This is a genomic window from Gordonia sp. YC-XJ4 (assembly GCF_059511865.1).
Map to the genome: position 1 here is coordinate 61,312 of NZ_CM183447.1, position 16,129 is coordinate 77,440.

13 protein-coding genes are annotated in these 16,129 nt (G+C 67.0%); 10 read left to right on the forward strand and 3 right to left on the reverse strand.

All coding sequences use genetic code 11. The annotated features are described in order from the left end of the window. Window positions 1-89 precede the first annotated feature (89 nt). Together AC5ZH6_RS00285 and AC5ZH6_RS00290 are read left to right on the forward strand one after the other, a co-directional pair. A complete protein-coding gene (locus AC5ZH6_RS00285; protein WP_006368869.1) occupies window positions 90-2,693 on the forward strand; it encodes an ABC transporter ATP-binding protein/permease in 2,604 nt (867 codons plus the stop codon). Beyond that, entirely contained in the window at window positions 2,690-4,447 is a 1,758-nt protein-coding gene (locus AC5ZH6_RS00290; protein WP_496168080.1) for an ABC transporter ATP-binding protein, read from the forward strand. Before AC5ZH6_RS00285 ends, AC5ZH6_RS00290 begins: the two co-directional genes overlap by 4 nt. Here AC5ZH6_RS00290 and AC5ZH6_RS00295 read toward each other — a convergent pair. Then, window positions 4,444-4,836, reverse strand: coding sequence for a hypothetical protein (locus AC5ZH6_RS00295; RefSeq protein WP_020172901.1), 393 nt, complete (start codon window positions 4,834-4,836; stop codon window positions 4,444-4,446). The genes AC5ZH6_RS00290 and AC5ZH6_RS00295 overlap by 4 nt on opposite strands. 87 nt (window positions 4,837-4,923) lie before the next feature. On the opposite strand from AC5ZH6_RS00295, the gene AC5ZH6_RS00300 reads away from it, so the two are divergent. From AC5ZH6_RS00300 to AC5ZH6_RS00310, 3 genes are all read left to right on the forward strand, one after another. Further along, a complete protein-coding gene (locus AC5ZH6_RS00300) occupies window positions 4,924-6,396 on the forward strand; it encodes an alpha-amylase family protein (RefSeq protein WP_006368873.1) in 1,473 nt (490 codons plus the stop codon). Window positions 6,397-6,474: 78 nt separating this feature from the next. Continuing rightward, the gene (locus AC5ZH6_RS00305) at window positions 6,475-7,587 is read left to right on the forward strand and encodes a ferredoxin reductase (RefSeq protein ID WP_271354513.1); all 1,113 of its coding nucleotides are present in this window, start codon (window positions 6,475-6,477) and stop codon (window positions 7,585-7,587) included. Between the two features lie 90 nt (window positions 7,588-7,677). Further along, window positions 7,678-8,916 (forward strand): fatty acid desaturase family protein, encoded by a 1,239-nt coding sequence (locus AC5ZH6_RS00310; protein WP_271354514.1) that lies wholly within the window; start codon window positions 7,678-7,680, stop codon window positions 8,914-8,916. A gap of 434 nt (window positions 8,917-9,350) precedes the next feature. Here the strand turns inward: AC5ZH6_RS00310 and AC5ZH6_RS00315 are convergent, their stop codons facing one another. Further along, a complete protein-coding gene (locus AC5ZH6_RS00315) occupies window positions 9,351-10,259 on the reverse strand; it encodes an AurF N-oxygenase family protein (protein ID WP_006368876.1) in 909 nt (302 codons plus the stop codon). Between the two features lie 86 nt (window positions 10,260-10,345). Continuing rightward, a complete protein-coding gene (locus AC5ZH6_RS00320) occupies window positions 10,346-11,215 on the reverse strand; it encodes a phosphatase PAP2 family protein (RefSeq protein WP_006368877.1) in 870 nt (289 codons plus the stop codon). A 250-nt stretch (window positions 11,216-11,465) separates the two neighbouring features. Between AC5ZH6_RS00320 and AC5ZH6_RS00325 the strand changes: the two genes are divergently transcribed. From AC5ZH6_RS00325 to AC5ZH6_RS00345, 5 genes are read left to right on the forward strand one after another with little or no spacing between them, the layout of a single operon-like run. Continuing rightward, window positions 11,466-11,849 (forward strand): cupin domain-containing protein, encoded by a 384-nt coding sequence (locus tag AC5ZH6_RS00325; protein ID WP_211543125.1) that lies wholly within the window; start codon window positions 11,466-11,468, stop codon window positions 11,847-11,849. Between the two features lie 34 nt (window positions 11,850-11,883). Then, complete coding sequence (locus AC5ZH6_RS00330) at window positions 11,884-12,468, forward strand: dimethylamine monooxygenase subunit DmmA family protein (protein ID WP_006368879.1); 585 nt, start codon at window positions 11,884-11,886, stop codon at window positions 12,466-12,468. Then, window positions 12,465-13,469 (forward strand): PDR/VanB family oxidoreductase, encoded by a 1,005-nt coding sequence (locus tag AC5ZH6_RS00335; RefSeq protein ID WP_211543121.1) that lies wholly within the window; start codon window positions 12,465-12,467, stop codon window positions 13,467-13,469. Before AC5ZH6_RS00330 ends, AC5ZH6_RS00335 begins: the two co-directional genes overlap by 4 nt. Continuing rightward, window positions 13,466-15,007: a heme-dependent oxidative N-demethylase family protein gene (locus AC5ZH6_RS00340; protein WP_271354522.1), complete on the forward strand. Its 1,542-nt coding sequence runs from the start codon at window positions 13,466-13,468 to the stop codon at window positions 15,005-15,007. Before AC5ZH6_RS00335 ends, AC5ZH6_RS00340 begins: the two co-directional genes overlap by 4 nt. Further along, window positions 15,004-16,068 (forward strand): PDR/VanB family oxidoreductase, encoded by a 1,065-nt coding sequence (locus AC5ZH6_RS00345; protein WP_271354523.1) that lies wholly within the window; start codon window positions 15,004-15,006, stop codon window positions 16,066-16,068. Before AC5ZH6_RS00340 ends, AC5ZH6_RS00345 begins: the two co-directional genes overlap by 4 nt. The last annotated feature ends 61 nt before the right edge of the window (window positions 16,069-16,129 follow it).

Here is a 16,129-nt window from a genome sequence, read left to right on the forward strand (position 1 = left end):
TTAGCGTTGCCTAAGCTGCGCGGCATTTCGGACACTCGCCCGATACGCGCCGGTCGCGAAGAAGACGCAACGACGATGGGGGTGGGCAGATGTCCCGTGGATTCGGGGGAGCGGTCATGCGCGCGTTCGGCGCTCGTGACCACCTGGCGACGGTCACGAGCGTCGAGCAACGCGCCCCACACCTCGTTCGTGTGCGGTTCCACTCCGACACCCTGTTCTCCGAGGCGTTGACCGGACCCACGTCGTGGATTCGGGGTTGGTTCCCCGACGACGACGGTCGTGAACACCAGCGCGGCTACACCTTTGCCGAGGCCGACGCCGATGCCGGAACCTTCGCCCTCGACTTCGTGCTCCACGAGCCGTCGGGCCCGGCATCGCAATGGGCACGACAGGCACAACCGGGACAGTCCATCTCGGCGATGTACATGAGTTCGGTGCCGTTCGAGGTGCCCGACGAGAACCCGCCCGCCGGCTACCTGGTCATCGGCGACTCGGCATCCATCCCGGCGATCAACTCGATCATCGACGCCGTGCCGCACGACATCCCGATCGAGGCCTACCTCGAGCAGCACGAGCCCGCCGACCGCGAGATCCCGCTCAACAATCACCCGCGGATGCGGCTGCACTGGGTCCCACGCACCGACGCCACCGCACTCGCGTCCGCCCTGGAGTCCCGCGACTGGTCGGACTGGTACGCCTGGGCCGGCCCGGAATCGAACTCGCTCAAAGAGATCCGCAAACGACTCAAGGAGTTCGGATTCCCCAAATCCGAAACCCACGTCCAGGCCTACTGGGCGCAGGGCAAGGCGATGGGTAAAGAGCGCGACCCCGACGCGGAGTCCCCCGACGGACCCGCCGGCGAGCAGACCCCGGTGGTCGAGACGATCGAGCCGCTGGCCGTCACCGCTGCCACAGGTGCGGCCGCTCCCGCAGCCGCCCCACAGGGCCAGTGGCGGGCCAACGCGGCGGGCAAGCTGCTCGCCCCGCTGAAGCCGATCCTCACCACCGCCGGTGTCCTGCAGGCGATCGTCACCCTGCTCCAGCTCGCTCCGTACGTGCTTCTCGTCGAACTGTCCCGCCGCCTGCTGGCCGGCGCCGACTCCGGACAGCTGTGGTTCGTGGGCACACTCGCGGTCACCCTGATCGGGCTGGGCATCCTGCTGGAGTCGGCATTGCTGTTCTGGCTGCACACCGTCGACGCCCGCTTCTCCCGCCATCTGCGCAGCCGGCTGCTGCGCAAGCTCGCACGACTTCCCTTGGGCTGGTTCGACTCCCGCAGCTCCGGTGGCATCAAATCACTCGTCCAGGACAACACCCTCTCGCTGCACTATCTGGTCACACACGCGGTACTCGACGCGGTGTCGGCCGTCGTCGCGCCGATCGCGGTGCTGATCTACCTGTTCATCGTCGACTGGGGGGTGGCACTGTTCCTACTGCTACCCGTCCTCGGTTACGTGTTCACCATGTACCGCATGATCATCGCGTCCGGCTCCAAGATCCCGGTCGCGCACGCGTGGGAAGAACGGATGAACGGTGAGGCCGCATCGTATCTCGATGCGCAACCGGTGATCCGGGTGTTCGGCGGCGCGATGGATTCGCGATTCCGGGCCCGACTCGAGGAGTACATCGATTTCCTCGAAAAGTGGCAACGGCCCTTCGTCCGAACCAAGACCGTCATGGACCTCGTCACCCGGCCCACCACCTTCTTGTGGCTGATCGCGCTGGTGGGCACGGGATTCGTCATCTGGGGCTGGATCGAGCCGATCGACCTCATCCCGTTCCTGTTGTTGGGCACCACCTTCGGCGCCCGACTCCTCGGCATCGGCTACGGTCTGAGCGGGCTCAAGGCAGGTATGCTCGCCGCCCGCGACATCCAGATCACCCTCGACGAGCCCGAACTCGTCACTCGCGACGCGACCACGCCGCGAACAGCGGACGCCGGCGTCGTCTTCGATCGCGTCACCTTCGGTTACCGCCCCGCAGTGCCTGTCCTGCACGACATCTCACTGCACCTGGCGCCGGGAACCGTCACCGCACTGGTCGGCCCGTCCGGCTCGGGCAAGTCCACTCTCGCGGCGTTGTTGGCCCGCTTCCACGACCCCGACGCCGGAACCATCCGAATCAACGGTCGCGACATCGCCACCATGGACGCCGACGAGCTCTACCGCCAACTCGGATTCGTGTTGCAGGACACCCAACTCGTCACCGGGACCGTCGCGGAGAACATCGCTCTGGCGGTCCCCGACGCGAGTCGCGCGCACATCGAGCAGGCCGCTCGTGACGCCAACATCCACGAGCGGATTCTCGCGATGCCCGACGGCTATGACACCCCACTCGGACCCGACGCCGCACTGTCGGGTGGTGAACGTCAGAGGTTGACGATCGCCCGCGCCATCCTCGCCGACGCCCCGGTGCTGATCCTCGACGAGGCCACCGCCTTCGCCGACCCGGAGTCGGAGTTCCTCGTCCAGCAATCGCTGAGCCGCCTGGCCGCCGGTCGTACCGTGCTGGTCATCGCGCACCGGCTGCACACCATTGCCGACGCCGATGCCATCGTCGTCCTCGACGGCGGCCGGATCGTCGAAACGGGAACGCACCGTGAGCTTCTCGCCGCGCGTGGGACCTACGCGACACTGTGGGCCGCGACCGAACCCGTCCAGCAGGACGCACTGACCGAGGGAGCCCGTCGATGATCACCACCTTGATCTCGTTGCTGCCGGATCGGTCTCGCCCGGAGCTGCGGAAGTTCGTCGCGCTGAGTGTGCTCTCGGTGCTGGTGCGCGCGGTCGGCGTCCTGCTGCTCGTACCGCTGGTGTCGGCGCTGCTCGATGGCCGCAACGGCGACGCACTGGCCTGGCTCGCCGCACTGACGGCGGCCACCGTGGCCGGCTGGCTCACCGACTGGGTCGGCTCGCGGGTGGCCTACGACCTGGGATTCACCTTGCTGGGCAGCGGCCAACATGTGCTTGCCGAGCGACTTTCGCGCATCCGGCCGACCTGGTTCGGCGCGGAGAACACCGCCACCGCCCGGCAGGCCATCGCCGCGACCGGCCCGGATCTGGTCGGCGTCGTCGTCTATCTGGTGGTGCCGCTCCTCGGTGCGATCCTGCTGCCGGTGGTCATCGGCGTTGCGCTGCTGGCGATCTCGTGGCAACTCGCACTGGTGGCATTGGCCGGTGTCCCGCTGCTCCTCGGCGCACTATGGGGCAGTGGGGCCATCAGTCGGCGCGCCGACCACGCGGCCGACGCCGCGAACGCCGCCCTGACCGAGCGCGTCGTCGAGTTCGCCCGCACACAACCGGCGCTGCGCGTCGCGCGTCGCGCCGATCCGGAGCGCAGCCTCGCCGGCGACGCACTCGCCCGCCAGCACGGCGCAACGCTGCGGCTGCTGTTGCTGCAGGTCCCCGGTCAACTGCTGTTCGGTCTCGCAGCGCAGATCGCACTGTTCGCGCTCGCCGGCACCGCCGCATGGCTCACCGTGCGCGGTGATCTGTCAACAGCGCAGGCCGTCGCGCTGATCGTGGTGGCCGTCCGCTACCTCGAACCGTTCACCGCGCTCGGCGAACTCGCCGGCGGACTGGAGAGTGTGCGTCTGACCCTGCGGCGCATCCGCACCGTCCTCGACGCCCCGACGCTCATCGACGGACCGACGTCGTGGCCGGCTCCGACGACGGCACCGCGAATCACGTTCGAGGGCATCCGATTCGACTACGACGACCCGGAACACCCCGTCCTCGACGGCCTCGACCTCATCATCGAACCCGGCTCTACCACCGCCATCGTCGGCCCGTCCGGATCGGGGAAGTCGACGATCCTCGGACTCATCGCCGGCCTGCATCAGCCGACGGCGGGGCGCATCCTGTTCGACGGCGTCGATGCCGCCGACCTCGATCACGAGTCCCGTCGCGCGCTGACCAGCGTGGTGTTCCAGCAGCCTTATCTCATCGAGGGCAGCATCGCCGACAACGTCGCCGCCGGCGATCCATCGGCGACACCCGAGCGCCTGCGCAGCGCCACCGCGCTCGCACGGGTCGACGAGATCACCGATCGTCTGGCCGATGGCGTCGATTCGGCGGTGGGAGAGGGAGGTTCGGTTCTCTCCGGCGGTGAGCGCCAACGCGTCAGCATCGCCCGCGCCCTGGTCAAACCCGCGCCCGTGCTGCTCATCGACGAAGCAACGAGTGCCCTCGACAACAGCAACGAGCGCGCCATCGTCGATGCCCTGTCGGCGCAGGACCGCCCACGCACCCGCGTCATCGTCGCCCACCGACAGGCCGGCATCCGCCGCGCCGACCGGGTCATCGTGCTCGACCGGGGCCGCATCGTCGAGGACGGCACGCCCGACGAATTGCTCGCCGCGGGTGGACGTTTCACCCGATTCTGGGAGCATCAGAGCGCAGCGGGACGGTGGAGGCTGACCGACCCGGGAACGAGCGGTCAGGGTTAGCCCCGGCGCGCCACCCAGATCCGCTCCGCCTCCCGCTTGCCGACGACACCGACCAGCGGGATGCGATCGATCTGATCGACGGTCAGCATCGCCTCCGGCCGAGCGATCCGCGTCAACTCGTCGGCCGTCGGGAGGCCCACCTCGACGGCCGCCTCGCAGAAGTCCCATCCGGTGATGCTGTCGTGGATCCACCGGCGCTGCGCCTCGGGGCGCTGATGATCCTCCGCAGCGAACCAATTGGCCACCAGCACCGCCTTGTCGGCGAGCAGGGTCCACATCTTGGTCCGGTCGATCCGCGCATGCGCCTTGGGCCGGGTGATCGCGAGCCAACACAGACTCTCGTCCGCCGGATCGAGCAACTGCCAGTACTGCCACCTCAGGTCGACCACCCCCTCAGGGTAAGGACCGCGATATCCGGGGTCGCCGAACCCGACCGCCGAGGTGGCTGACGGCGAGAAATCTGGCACAGTAACGCTGTGCAGCCCCACCCGGTCATCTACGAGATCAACACCTGGCCGTGGTTGGAGCGGATCGGTCGGCGTCTTGGCCACCCGGTCACCCTCGCCACGGTGCCCGAGGACGTATGGGACAGCATCGCCGTCGGACCCGTCGACGCCGTCTGGCTCATGGGCGTGTGGCAGCGCAGTCCGGCAGGAGTGCAGATCGCGTTGGCCGACGGTCCCCTCGTCGACACCTTCCGCGCCGCCTTGCCCGACTACACCTCCGACGACGTCGTCGGCTCGCCCTACTGCATCCGCGACTATGTCGTCGACGAGCACCTGGGCGGGTGCGACGGGCTGGCCACCGCCCGCGCCGCCCTCGCCGCCCGCGGGATCGGACTGATCCTCGACTACGTCCCCAACCATCTCGCGACGGACCACCCGTGGGTCACCACGCACCCCGAACGCTTCGTCGCCGGAACCACCGAGGACCTCGACGCACGCCCGGCCGAGTTCGTCGGGGTCGGCGGGCGGGTTCTGGCCAACGGCCGCGACCCCCACTTCCCGCCGTGGCGAGACGTTCTGCAGCTCAACGCCTTCCACCCGGAGACCGTGGACGCCGCGATCGACGAACTGCGCGGGATCGCCGAGCGCTGCGACGGGGTGCGCTGCGACATGGCGATGCTCATGACGACCGACATCTTCACCCGGACCTGGGGCGACCGGGTCGGTCCGGCACCGGCGCAGGACTACTGGACGCGGGTCATCCCCGCTGTCCGCGAGCAGCACCCCGGCTTCCTGTTCGTCGCCGAGTCCTATTGGGGCACAGAACAGTTGCTACGATCCCAGGGCTTCGACCACTGCTACGACAAGGCATTCACCGATGCCCTCGAGCACCATCCGCACGAGGTCGCCCGCCTCATCCACCACGACCCGGACCCCGCCGGCAAGGTGCGCTTCCTCGAGAATCACGACGAGCCGCGCGCGCAATCGGTATTCGGCCACCGCCATCGGACGGCGGCGCTGACGGCACTCACCCAGCCGGGCGCCCGCCTCGTTCACGACGGCCAGGCCGACGGCCGGACCACCCGGCTGCCGGTGCAGTTGCGGCGCGAGCCCGTTGAACCGGTGGACCCCGACCTCCGCGACTTCTACCGCACCCTTCTGCGCGCCCTCAATGAAAGCCCGATGCGCACAGGGGATTTCGATCCGCTGCACATTCACGGCTGGCCGGATCGGCCCACCGGGGGATTGGTTGCCTGGGCGTGGACCGATGCGTGTGACGCATCGGACGGCGGGGGCCGCCACCTGATCGTGGTCAACCTCGACGACGCCGCGGCCGCCGGTCGTGTACAGACTCCATGGCCTGCGCTGACCGGGTCCACCGCCACCCTCACCGACCTGCTCACCGGCATCGACCATCACCGGCCTGCCGACCCCGACGAGTACGTCTTCGTCATGCTGCCCGGCTGGGGTGCACATCTGCTGGACGTCCACATCCATCCGTGATGCGGACCGCACGGAGTCTGTGATGCGCACCACCAATTGGGTGTACAGTCGTGCACACACATTGCCGGAGGGAGGCCGATGAATCTTCTTCGCTGGAGCAAACGCCCAGCCGCGGGGGTCAACGCAAAGAACCCGCAGGCCAACGTCGTGCGCGGACTCGTCGCACGGGCCACCACACCGCTACTGCCCGACGACTACCTGCACCTGATCAATCCGCTGTGGTCGGCGCGCGAGTTGCGCGGACGCATCGTCGAGGTCCGTAAGGAGACCGACGTCTCGGCGACGGTCGTCATCAAGACGGGCTGGGGATTCCCCTCGGACTACAAAGCCGGCCAGTACGTCGGCATCGGTCTGCAGGTCGACGGACGCTGGCACTGGCGCTCGTACTCGCTGACGTCGTTCGGGGAGAACACCGGCGACACCATCTCCATCACCGTCAAGGCCAATCCCGACGGCTTCCTGTCGACGCACCTCGTCGACGGTGTCGCCCCGGGCACGGTGATCCGCCTTGCCGCGCCCAAGGGCGACTTCCATCTACCCGAGCCGCTGCCCGAGTCGATCCTGTTCCTCACCGCGGGCAGCGGGATCACCCCGGTCATGGGCATGTTGCGCTCGATGAGTGCACGCGGCGAGATCCCCGACACCGTCCACGTGCACTCCGCGCCCACCCGCGACGAGGTGATCTTCCTCGACGAACTCGAGTCCCTCGACGAGCAGGTACCGACGTATTCGCTTGCGCTGCAACTGACTCGGTCGGACGGCAAGTTCTCCATCAACGATATCGACGCACAGGTCCCCGATTGGCGGGAACGGTCCTGCTGGGCATGCGGGCCGGTCGCCTTCCTCGACGACATCGAGTCGGCGTACTCGGCGGCGGACCTCCGCGATCAACTGCACATCGAACGTTTCGCCATCGCGCGGACCGATTTCGGTGGCGAGGGCGGCACCGTCACCTTCGCCAGATCCCAGAAGACCGCCGAACTCGACGGTGCCACCACACTTCTCGAGGCCGGTGAGAACCTGGGAATCCAGATGCCGTTCGGCTGCCGGATGGGCATCTGCCAGACCTGTGTGGTCCCACTGGCCCAGGGATATGCACGTGACCTGCGCACCGGAGAGGAACGTCGCGAGGGCGAACGTATCCAGACGTGTATCAGCGCCGTATCCGGGGAATGCACGCTCGACCTGTAGAAAAACCGGGATCGCGGTCCAGCCCGCGGCCGCATCCCGCCACGCGGCACATCGCCGCACACCAGTCCGATCATCGGGAGGACGATGCTCATGGCGATCACCGACATCGACACCTATGCCCATCTGACCGAGGCCGACGTCGAGGCGCTCGGCGCCGAACTCGACGCCATCCGGCGCGACATCGAAGAATCGCGCGGAGCGGCCGACGCACGATACATCAAGCGCACCATCACCTTTCAGCGCGCACTGGCCGCCGGCGGGCGGGTGGTGTTGCTGTTCAGCAACCGCAAACCCGCATGGCTACTCGGCGCCGGACTGCTCGGCGTGGCCAAGATCATCGAGAACATGGAGCTCGGCCACAACGTGATGCACGGCCAATGGGATTGGATGAACGATCCCGAGGTCCATTCGTCGTCATGGGAGTGGGACACCACGTGCCCGAGCGTGCAGTGGAAACACTCACACAACTTCGTGCACCACAAATACACCAACATCGTCGGTATGGACGACGACGTGGGCTACGGAATCCTGCGCGTCACCCGTGACCAGCCGTGGGAGTGGTGGAACTTCGGTAACCCGATCTACAACCTGACACTCGGCACGTTCTTCGAATACGGTGTGGCGCTGCACCATCTCGAGACCGAGAAGCTCCGCAAGAAGGAGAAGACCTACCGGCAGGCAGCCAAGGATCTGCAGATCATCGGCCGCAAGGTCGGCAAGCAGGCCGCCAAGGACTACCTGATCTTCCCGGCGCTCTCTGGTCCCAACTGGCGCACCACGATCACCGCGAACCTGACCGCCAACTTCATCCGGAACTACTGGTCGTACATGGTGATCTTCTGCGGTCACTTCCCCGACGGCGCGGAGAAGTTCACCGTCGCCGAGTACGAGGAAGAAGATCAGCCGCGCTGGTATCTGCGACAGATGCTGGGATCGGCCAACTTCCGGGCCGGACCGATCATGCGTTTCATGAGCGGCAATCTCAGTCACCAGATCGAGCACCACCTGTTCCCGGACCTGCCCAGCAACAGGTACGAGGAGATCGGCGTCCGCGTCCGCGAACTCTGCGACAAGTACGACCTGCCCTACACCACCGGCAGCCTCCTGAATCAGTACGCGCAGTCGTTCCGCACGATCCTCAAGCTGGCCCTGCCGAACGCGCTCTTGAAGGCGACCTCCGACGATGCGCCGGAGACCGCGTCGGAACTGCGGTTCGCCATTCGTGGCGGTATGTCGAACCACTTCGGCGTCGATCCCGACACCGGCAAACGCCGAGGTCTGCGCACGGCATTACGCGAACTGAAGAAGGCGCCCGTCCAGCCCGCGTAGCCGTCACTTCCGCGGAATACGAATACAGCTTCCACGTGAGCGGGCCGGCACCCGTGATTTCACGGCGTGTCGCCCCGGATCGGTGGAAGTTGTATTCGTATCTCCCGCTGTTCCGGATCCGCACCGATCGGTGGTCGGGTTCGCTCCCGCTGAGTGCCTTCTTCAACCGTTGGTCGGTTCCGCCCCCGCTGGCTGAGATCTTTGATCGTCGATCGGTCCGCCCGCCGGCTAGCTTGCCGACCGGTGGTCGGGTCCGTCCTCGCTGGGTTCTTCTTCAACCGTTGGTCGCGCCCGCCCCCGCGGGTGTACTTTGATCGTTGGTCGGGTTTGCCCCGCTGGGTCTTCTTCGACCGATGGTCGAGGTGCGACGAGCCCTCTGGGGCGAGGAGCCTCGAGACCCCCTGAGCCACAAACGATCCCAACCCCATCACCGCTCAGAGCATATGCACCTTGCGGTACACGCGGGCGGCGGCGGGGGTGAGCAGCCCCACGTCGTCGAGGAACTCCATGAGGTGCGCGCACCCGGTGCGCACCATCGACTGGAAGTGATGGTTGCGCCGCATCTCGCCGATGGCGCGGTGGTGATCGAGCCCGGCGTCGATGTAGGCCTGCGGGCGCACGAGGCTGGTGAAGATGTACGAGGCGGCGGTGGCGAGGTAGAAGGCGCTCCACTGTCGTTTGATGAAGCCGATGTCGCGCACCGACTTCCGCACTTCCTCGCGGGCGAACTTCATATGCCGCGATTCCTCGAGGACGTGGATCTCGTTGACCGTCCGGATGAACGGCAGCACCCGCTCGTCACGCATGCACCCGCGCTGGAACACGTCGAGGATCTCCTCGGCGACGAGGATGCCCGCGTACGCCACCTCGTCCTTGACCGTGGCCATGAAGAATTTGCCGAAGCGTCCGAGCCGCGGATGCGGTTTATAAGACGTGCCGACCATCTTCTCGCTGGCCTTGGCGAACATTATCGAGTGGCGGCACTCGTCGGCGATCTCGGTGAGCGCGAACTGGAATTCTGGTCGGTGATAGTCGGCGAGGTACTGATCACGGATGACCACGCCCTGCAGCATCATCTCGAACCAGATCCCGATGCACATGATCGACGCGAACTCGTGCCGAGTGAGCTTGATCCGCTGCTCCTCGGTCATCTCCTCCCAGTACGGAGTTCCGTAGAGCGTTGACCATTCGGGACTGCAACCGTACTTCGTCGGATCCATCGGGGCGTCCCAATCGATCTCGGTCATGGCGTTGCGGGACAGGCGCGCCGCGGATTCGAGGAGACGGGCCGAGACCTCGTCGGGACCCGAATCGACGGTGGATGTGAGGGGAGCCACGGTCATGAGTCCATGACAGCATCAACCGTGACATTAGTCAATGGCATCTTCACGGTGAGGCGTCTGCCCAGACCGAGACAATCGAGCCGCGGTCAGCCCAGCCGCGAGCGATACGCGCACGGGCGATATCCACCCAGCGCGATACCCATGACCGTCGCGATACCGACCGCCGTCGCGATCTGTCGCGGGTCGCCGTAAGACGTGCCGACGATCAGCGGTGTGGCGATGACGGTGATGAGAAATGCCAGGCTGCGCATCAAGAACGAACCCCGGGGGGTCGGTGAGTCCGCCCACGGATCGGGCAGCAGCGCGCCGAGACCGATGACGATGAGCACAGAGATCACCACATCGCTGGGCCGATGCCAGCCGTCGGCGACCAGACCGAACTCGATGACCGACGCCCACGTCGCACCGACGGCGACGACGAACGGCCGCAGCCACTTCGGTGACGCCGCGATCAACACCACCACGCACGAGGTGACCGCGGCGGCATGACCCGACGGCGCCGAGTTGGAGGTCTCGGCGATCCAGGAATGCAACCGCGGCCGGACCAGCACACCATCGCGCAGGTAACGGGTGAGCACCACGATGATCACCGGAAAAACCAGCAGCGCGGCGGTTTTGACGAGCGCGATGCCCACTGGTGTACGTCCGGTCACCGCTGGGATCACCGACCCGCCGACGGCAAGCATCGCCGCGATCACCCAGATTCGCGGATCGGTGACCGCCTGCACGGTGAGGATGTGCGGCACATGGGCGACAGCGGAAGCGCGCCGCGCCGCATCGAGGACGTACTGGTCGACGAGCTGGCCCCATGATGTGCGGACCGCAATGCCGTAGACCGCCGCCGCAAGCAGCAGCGCGAGGATCGTGGTGACCACCGCCGCGCCGAGGCCCGTCGGCCGACGAACCTCGCGGCGCGGCGTCACGTCGCCGGGCGGCGTCGTTGCCAGGACACTCATGTGCCCGAGGCTAGGCGACAAATCTGGGAAAAGGCTGGGTCGGGGAATCGGGCGAGTCGCGACACCCCGAGTGTTCTCCGACGCCGGCGCAGCGCCTCAAGACGCCACGAATTTCCCACCGCTGGACATGTTGCCTGTCATTCAACACAGTCGTCACACTCTCGAAACAGTCCGAGAGTCTAATCACAGGCAACAAGTTTCCTACGGTGATCCAGGTCCCTGGAGAACCGACCGACCAGAAGGAGTAGATATGACCGTCGAAACCAAGGGCGCACTCGAGTTCCGGGTCACCAGCGGAGCGTGGGAGAACCTGCCGAAGATGCCCGAGTCCGAGTATCCCGGAACCGAGGGCTTCATCGGTGACGTCTATGAGAACCCTGACGGCAGCGAGATGTGCTCGGGCTACTTCGAGCTCCGTCACACCGACGCGCCGCTGTACTACGAATACGCCTATGACGAGATGAAGGTCGTCCTCGAGGGCGAGTTCCTGCTGGAGAACAAGGAGACCGGACAGAAGACGGTGGCCAAGGCCAAGGACGCGATCTTCTTCCCGAAGGGCTCCAAGATCTACTTCAGCACCCCGAGCTACGCGCTCGCGTTCTACGCCGGGCATCGCGACTCCACCCTGCTCTGAACCGCCCGACCCTCCGGAACGGACCAGTTCTGCCATGACCACCTCTGAGATCTCGGCGGAGACCGCCGCCCAGATCCCGTTCAGCAGCATCCCGGCGTGGGCACGCCCCGCCGGGCTCGGCGAGGTCACCCCGCCGAGCGCCGACCGCACGCCCGACGGCGCGTCGTACCTCGTCATCGGAATCGGTGAGGCCGCGCACGCGTGGGCCACCGAGCGGGTCGCCACCCTGCCGTCGGGCAGGCCGAGCACACTCATCTGCGTCGAGACGCCCGCCGAGGCCACCGACGCGCTGCGGGATGCGCTGGCCTCGGCGACGGTCGGCGTGCGCGTGTACGTGGCCGGACCGGTCGGTGCCTGTCTGACGGTGCGAGCGGCGGCGGTCACCGCCGGGCTCGAGGACGACGAACTCGTGGTCGAACCCGTCGGTGCCGGCCCGATCGACGTGTTCTGTTCGCATTGTCGGACGGTCACCTCGGCGCTTGCCGATATCGACGACATCGTCGACTGCACCGGTTGCGGCCGTGGACTTCTCGTGTACTACCACGTCTCCCGCAGGCGCGGCGCGTTCCTCGGGTTCATGGCCGACGCCGAGACCCCGAATCGAGAGGACACCGCATGACCCTCACGACCAGTCGGCCCGCCCGTTCTGTCCCCGAGGACGGCACGATGACGTTGCGCGTCACCTCGATCGTGAAGAGCGGCCGCGACATCCGCACCTTCACCTTCGCCGACGGTGCACGAGGATCCGGCTGCGCCGACGGCGTGCCGCTACCCGGCTTCGTCCCGGGCAGCCACCTGGTGGTGCAGGCCGGCCCGTACACCAACGCCTACAGTCTTGTGTCCGACGGCACCGCGCCCACCGAGTATTCGATCTCGGTTCTGCGCGTCGCCGACGGCGCGGGCGGCTCACGCTGGATGCACAGCCGACTACAGGTGGGCGATGAGATCCGGGTGTGGTTGCCGCGCAGCGCCTTTCCGCCGATCGCTCGCGCCACCAAACACCTGCTGATCGCCGGTGGAATCGGTGTCACGCCGATCCTCTCGCACCTGCGGGCGGCCCGCCGCTGGCACCGTGACACCCAGGTGCTCTACACCTTCCGGCCGGAGAACGCCGCGCACGTCGACGAGGTCACCACCCTCACCGACGGCCGGGCCGAGCTCTACACCGTGCGTGGCGATTTCGTGACCAGGCTGGCCGAGGTCCTGCCCACGCAACCGCTGGGAACCCACCTGTACGTCTGCGGACCCGGCGGGCTCATCGACCACGTCGTCGACTCCGCGAAGGCCGCAGGCTGGCCGGAGTCACGAATCCACTTCGAGCGCTTCGGGATCGATGCCCTCGATGCCGGCGATCCCTTCCAGGTGCACCTGACCGGTAGTGAGATCACACTCGACGTCCCGTCGGGCACCAGCATGCTCGAGGCCATCGAAGCGGCCGGCGTGGCCGTACCCAACCGGTGCCGTCAGGGTGTGTGCGGTGAATGCCGCATCCCCGTCACCGCAGGCACCCCGATCCACCGAGACCTCTACCTCAGTGCCGAGGAGAAGAACGCGGGAGACGCAGTGATGCCCTGCGTTTCCCGCGCCGCCGACGGATGCACCCTGGAGATACCACTGTGACCATCGATCTGCCACCTGCCCCGGCCCCCGACGCCGCCGGTGACCTCGTCACCGGCTTCCCGTTCCCCTTCCCCGAGGATCGCTACCGCTACAGCACCAACGTCGAGCCTGCGGGCACACCCAGCGTGACGGCGGCCGGCCAGTGGGGTGCCGCCGTGGTCGACATCGACGCCGAGTACCATCACGAACTCGACGCTCGCGCAGCGGTTCTCGCGTCCGATCCAACCCGCCACGCCGTCCTGCCGCACATGGTGCCCGCCGCTTGGGACGCGATGCTCACACTGATGCGCGAGCTCGCCCTCGCCTACCCCGACCACATGCACCTGACCGCCACCGGCCCCGACACCTGGCAGTGGCGTAACGACCTGCTCGGTGTCGAGGCCGACTTCCGCTACGGCGACCAGGCCACGCTGGGTGAGGAACCGTTGCGCTACATCACCTCTCAGGTCCAGGAGGATGTGGCCCTGCTTGATCAGCGTGACGAGCAACTCTTCGTCGACGCCGGAGTCATCACCTTCGCCGCCGACTGGAGCTTCGGATTCGACGTCGGCATGAGCTTCCTGGAGATCCACGGGCCGGTCCCGCGCGTGAAGAAGATGGGCGTCATCACCCGCGCCCACGAATTCCTCAAACGCCTTCAGCCACATCAGCCCTACCGCCGCACCAACTGGACGCTGACCATCGGCCGCCGACTCGACGTCTCCACCGAGATCTACCCCGAATGGGGTCCCGACCGCGAGACGATCGCGCATGTCGACGACACTGAATTCGGCGCCCTGGTGCATCTTCGCGTCGAGGTCCAGCACCTGATCCGGCTGCCCGACTCGGGTGCGCTGATGTTCCTCATCCGCACATACATGCTTCCGTTGGAACAACTCGCCGGCGTCGAGCCCTGGCGTCGGCGCGCCGCCGACGTGCTCGCCGAACTGCCCGCGGACATGGCCGACTACAAGGGCATCATCAAGTACAAAGACCTTGCCGCCCAATGGTTGCGGGATGCCGCGCCGACGCCACCGAGTCCCGAGCCGCACCCCGGGCTGCCGCGGTGGCCGGCCACGCCACCCGAGGTGAACGTCGAGGCCGCCGCCTTCCTCATCGTATCGATCGGCGGTGATCCTTCGGCTGCACAGACCGCGCGCACCTGGGTCGCCAAGGCCAGCGAATCCGGGGCCACCCGACTGGTGGTCCTCGATACACTCACCGACGCGGACGATGTCGCGACGCTGCGGCGCGCACTCGACGAGTCCGTCACCGGAACCAGGGTGATGATCACCGGTGGTCAGTTCGATGTGATGACCGCACTCGCCGTCGCACGAGCGGCCGGGGCAATCGCCGACGAACTGTCCGCCCATGTCACCTCTACCGACGATCTGCCGGTCTACTGCGCCCACTGCCACACCACCAGCCGCATTCTCGCCCGCCCAGGCGAGACCGTGGACTGCCCGGGATGCTCGATGAGAATCGAGATCCACGAGCATCATTCGGCCACGCGTGGAAGTTTCCTCGCCTCCGCCGCCGACGCCGGGGAGCTGTCATGACCGGAGCTGTGGAGACCCGAGCTGCTTCGAGCGGGGTCGACGACGCCGACGTATCCGCGGCGGGCACACATCTGCACCCGGGTTATCACACCGGACCCCGATTGATGCGCGTCGTCGAGAAACGCGCACTCACCGAGTCGGTCACCCACTTCCGATTCGTGCCGGCCGACGATGACGGTCCGTCGCTGGTGCCGTATCAGCCGGGCAGCCACCTCATCGTCACGATCGGTGCGCCCGGAAGCACTGTGCGCAACGCCTATTCCCTCGTCGACGACGGGCTGTGGCCGACCAGTTACGGTATCTCGGTCCTGCGACGCGGTGAAGGCGGCGGATCGGATTGGTTGCACGACACCGTCACCGAGGGGTCGACGGTCGAGATCGAGGGACCCCGTTCGATGTTCGCGCCCGTCCTCGACCAGCGGCACGCGCTGTTGATCGCCGGCGGCATCGGGATCACCCCCATCCTCTCCCACGTCCGGGCGCTGGCGCGCGATTCTCGGGTGACCGCCGAGGTCATCTACTCCTATCGGCCCGGGCATGGCGCGCACCTCGATGACCTGCGTGCGATGGCGTCCCACGACGGCATCACCGTCCTGGAGGCCTGCGGGGTGGAGGAAACCATTTCCGCCATCCGATCGCGAATGGCGTTGCAACCGTTCGGTACCCATGCGTATGCGTGCGGGCCTGCTGCGCTCCTCGACACCTACACCCAATTGGCCGCCGACGCCGGGTGGCCGGCGGCGCGCGTCCATCTCGAGCGCTTCGCCGCACCCGAACAAGACCCGGGGGACCCGTTCTCGGTTCGGCTCGCCTCCACCGGCGAGCGCCTCGACGTCCCCTCCGGGGTCTCACTGCTCGAGCGCCTTCTCGATCACGGCGTCGCGGTGCCCAACCTGTGCCGGCAAGGAGTGTGCGGCGAATGCCGCATCCCGGTGCGGGCAGGTGCCGTGCTGCACCGTGATTTCGTCCTCGACGACGAGGACAAGACCGCGAACACCGCGATGATGTGCTGCGTATCGCGTGCCCTGCCCGACAGCCCTGAGATCGAGGTGGACCTGTGACCCTCACCCCGCCCCTGACCGCATCGACATCCACTCCGCCGAGCCCTGATTCGCCGACCCC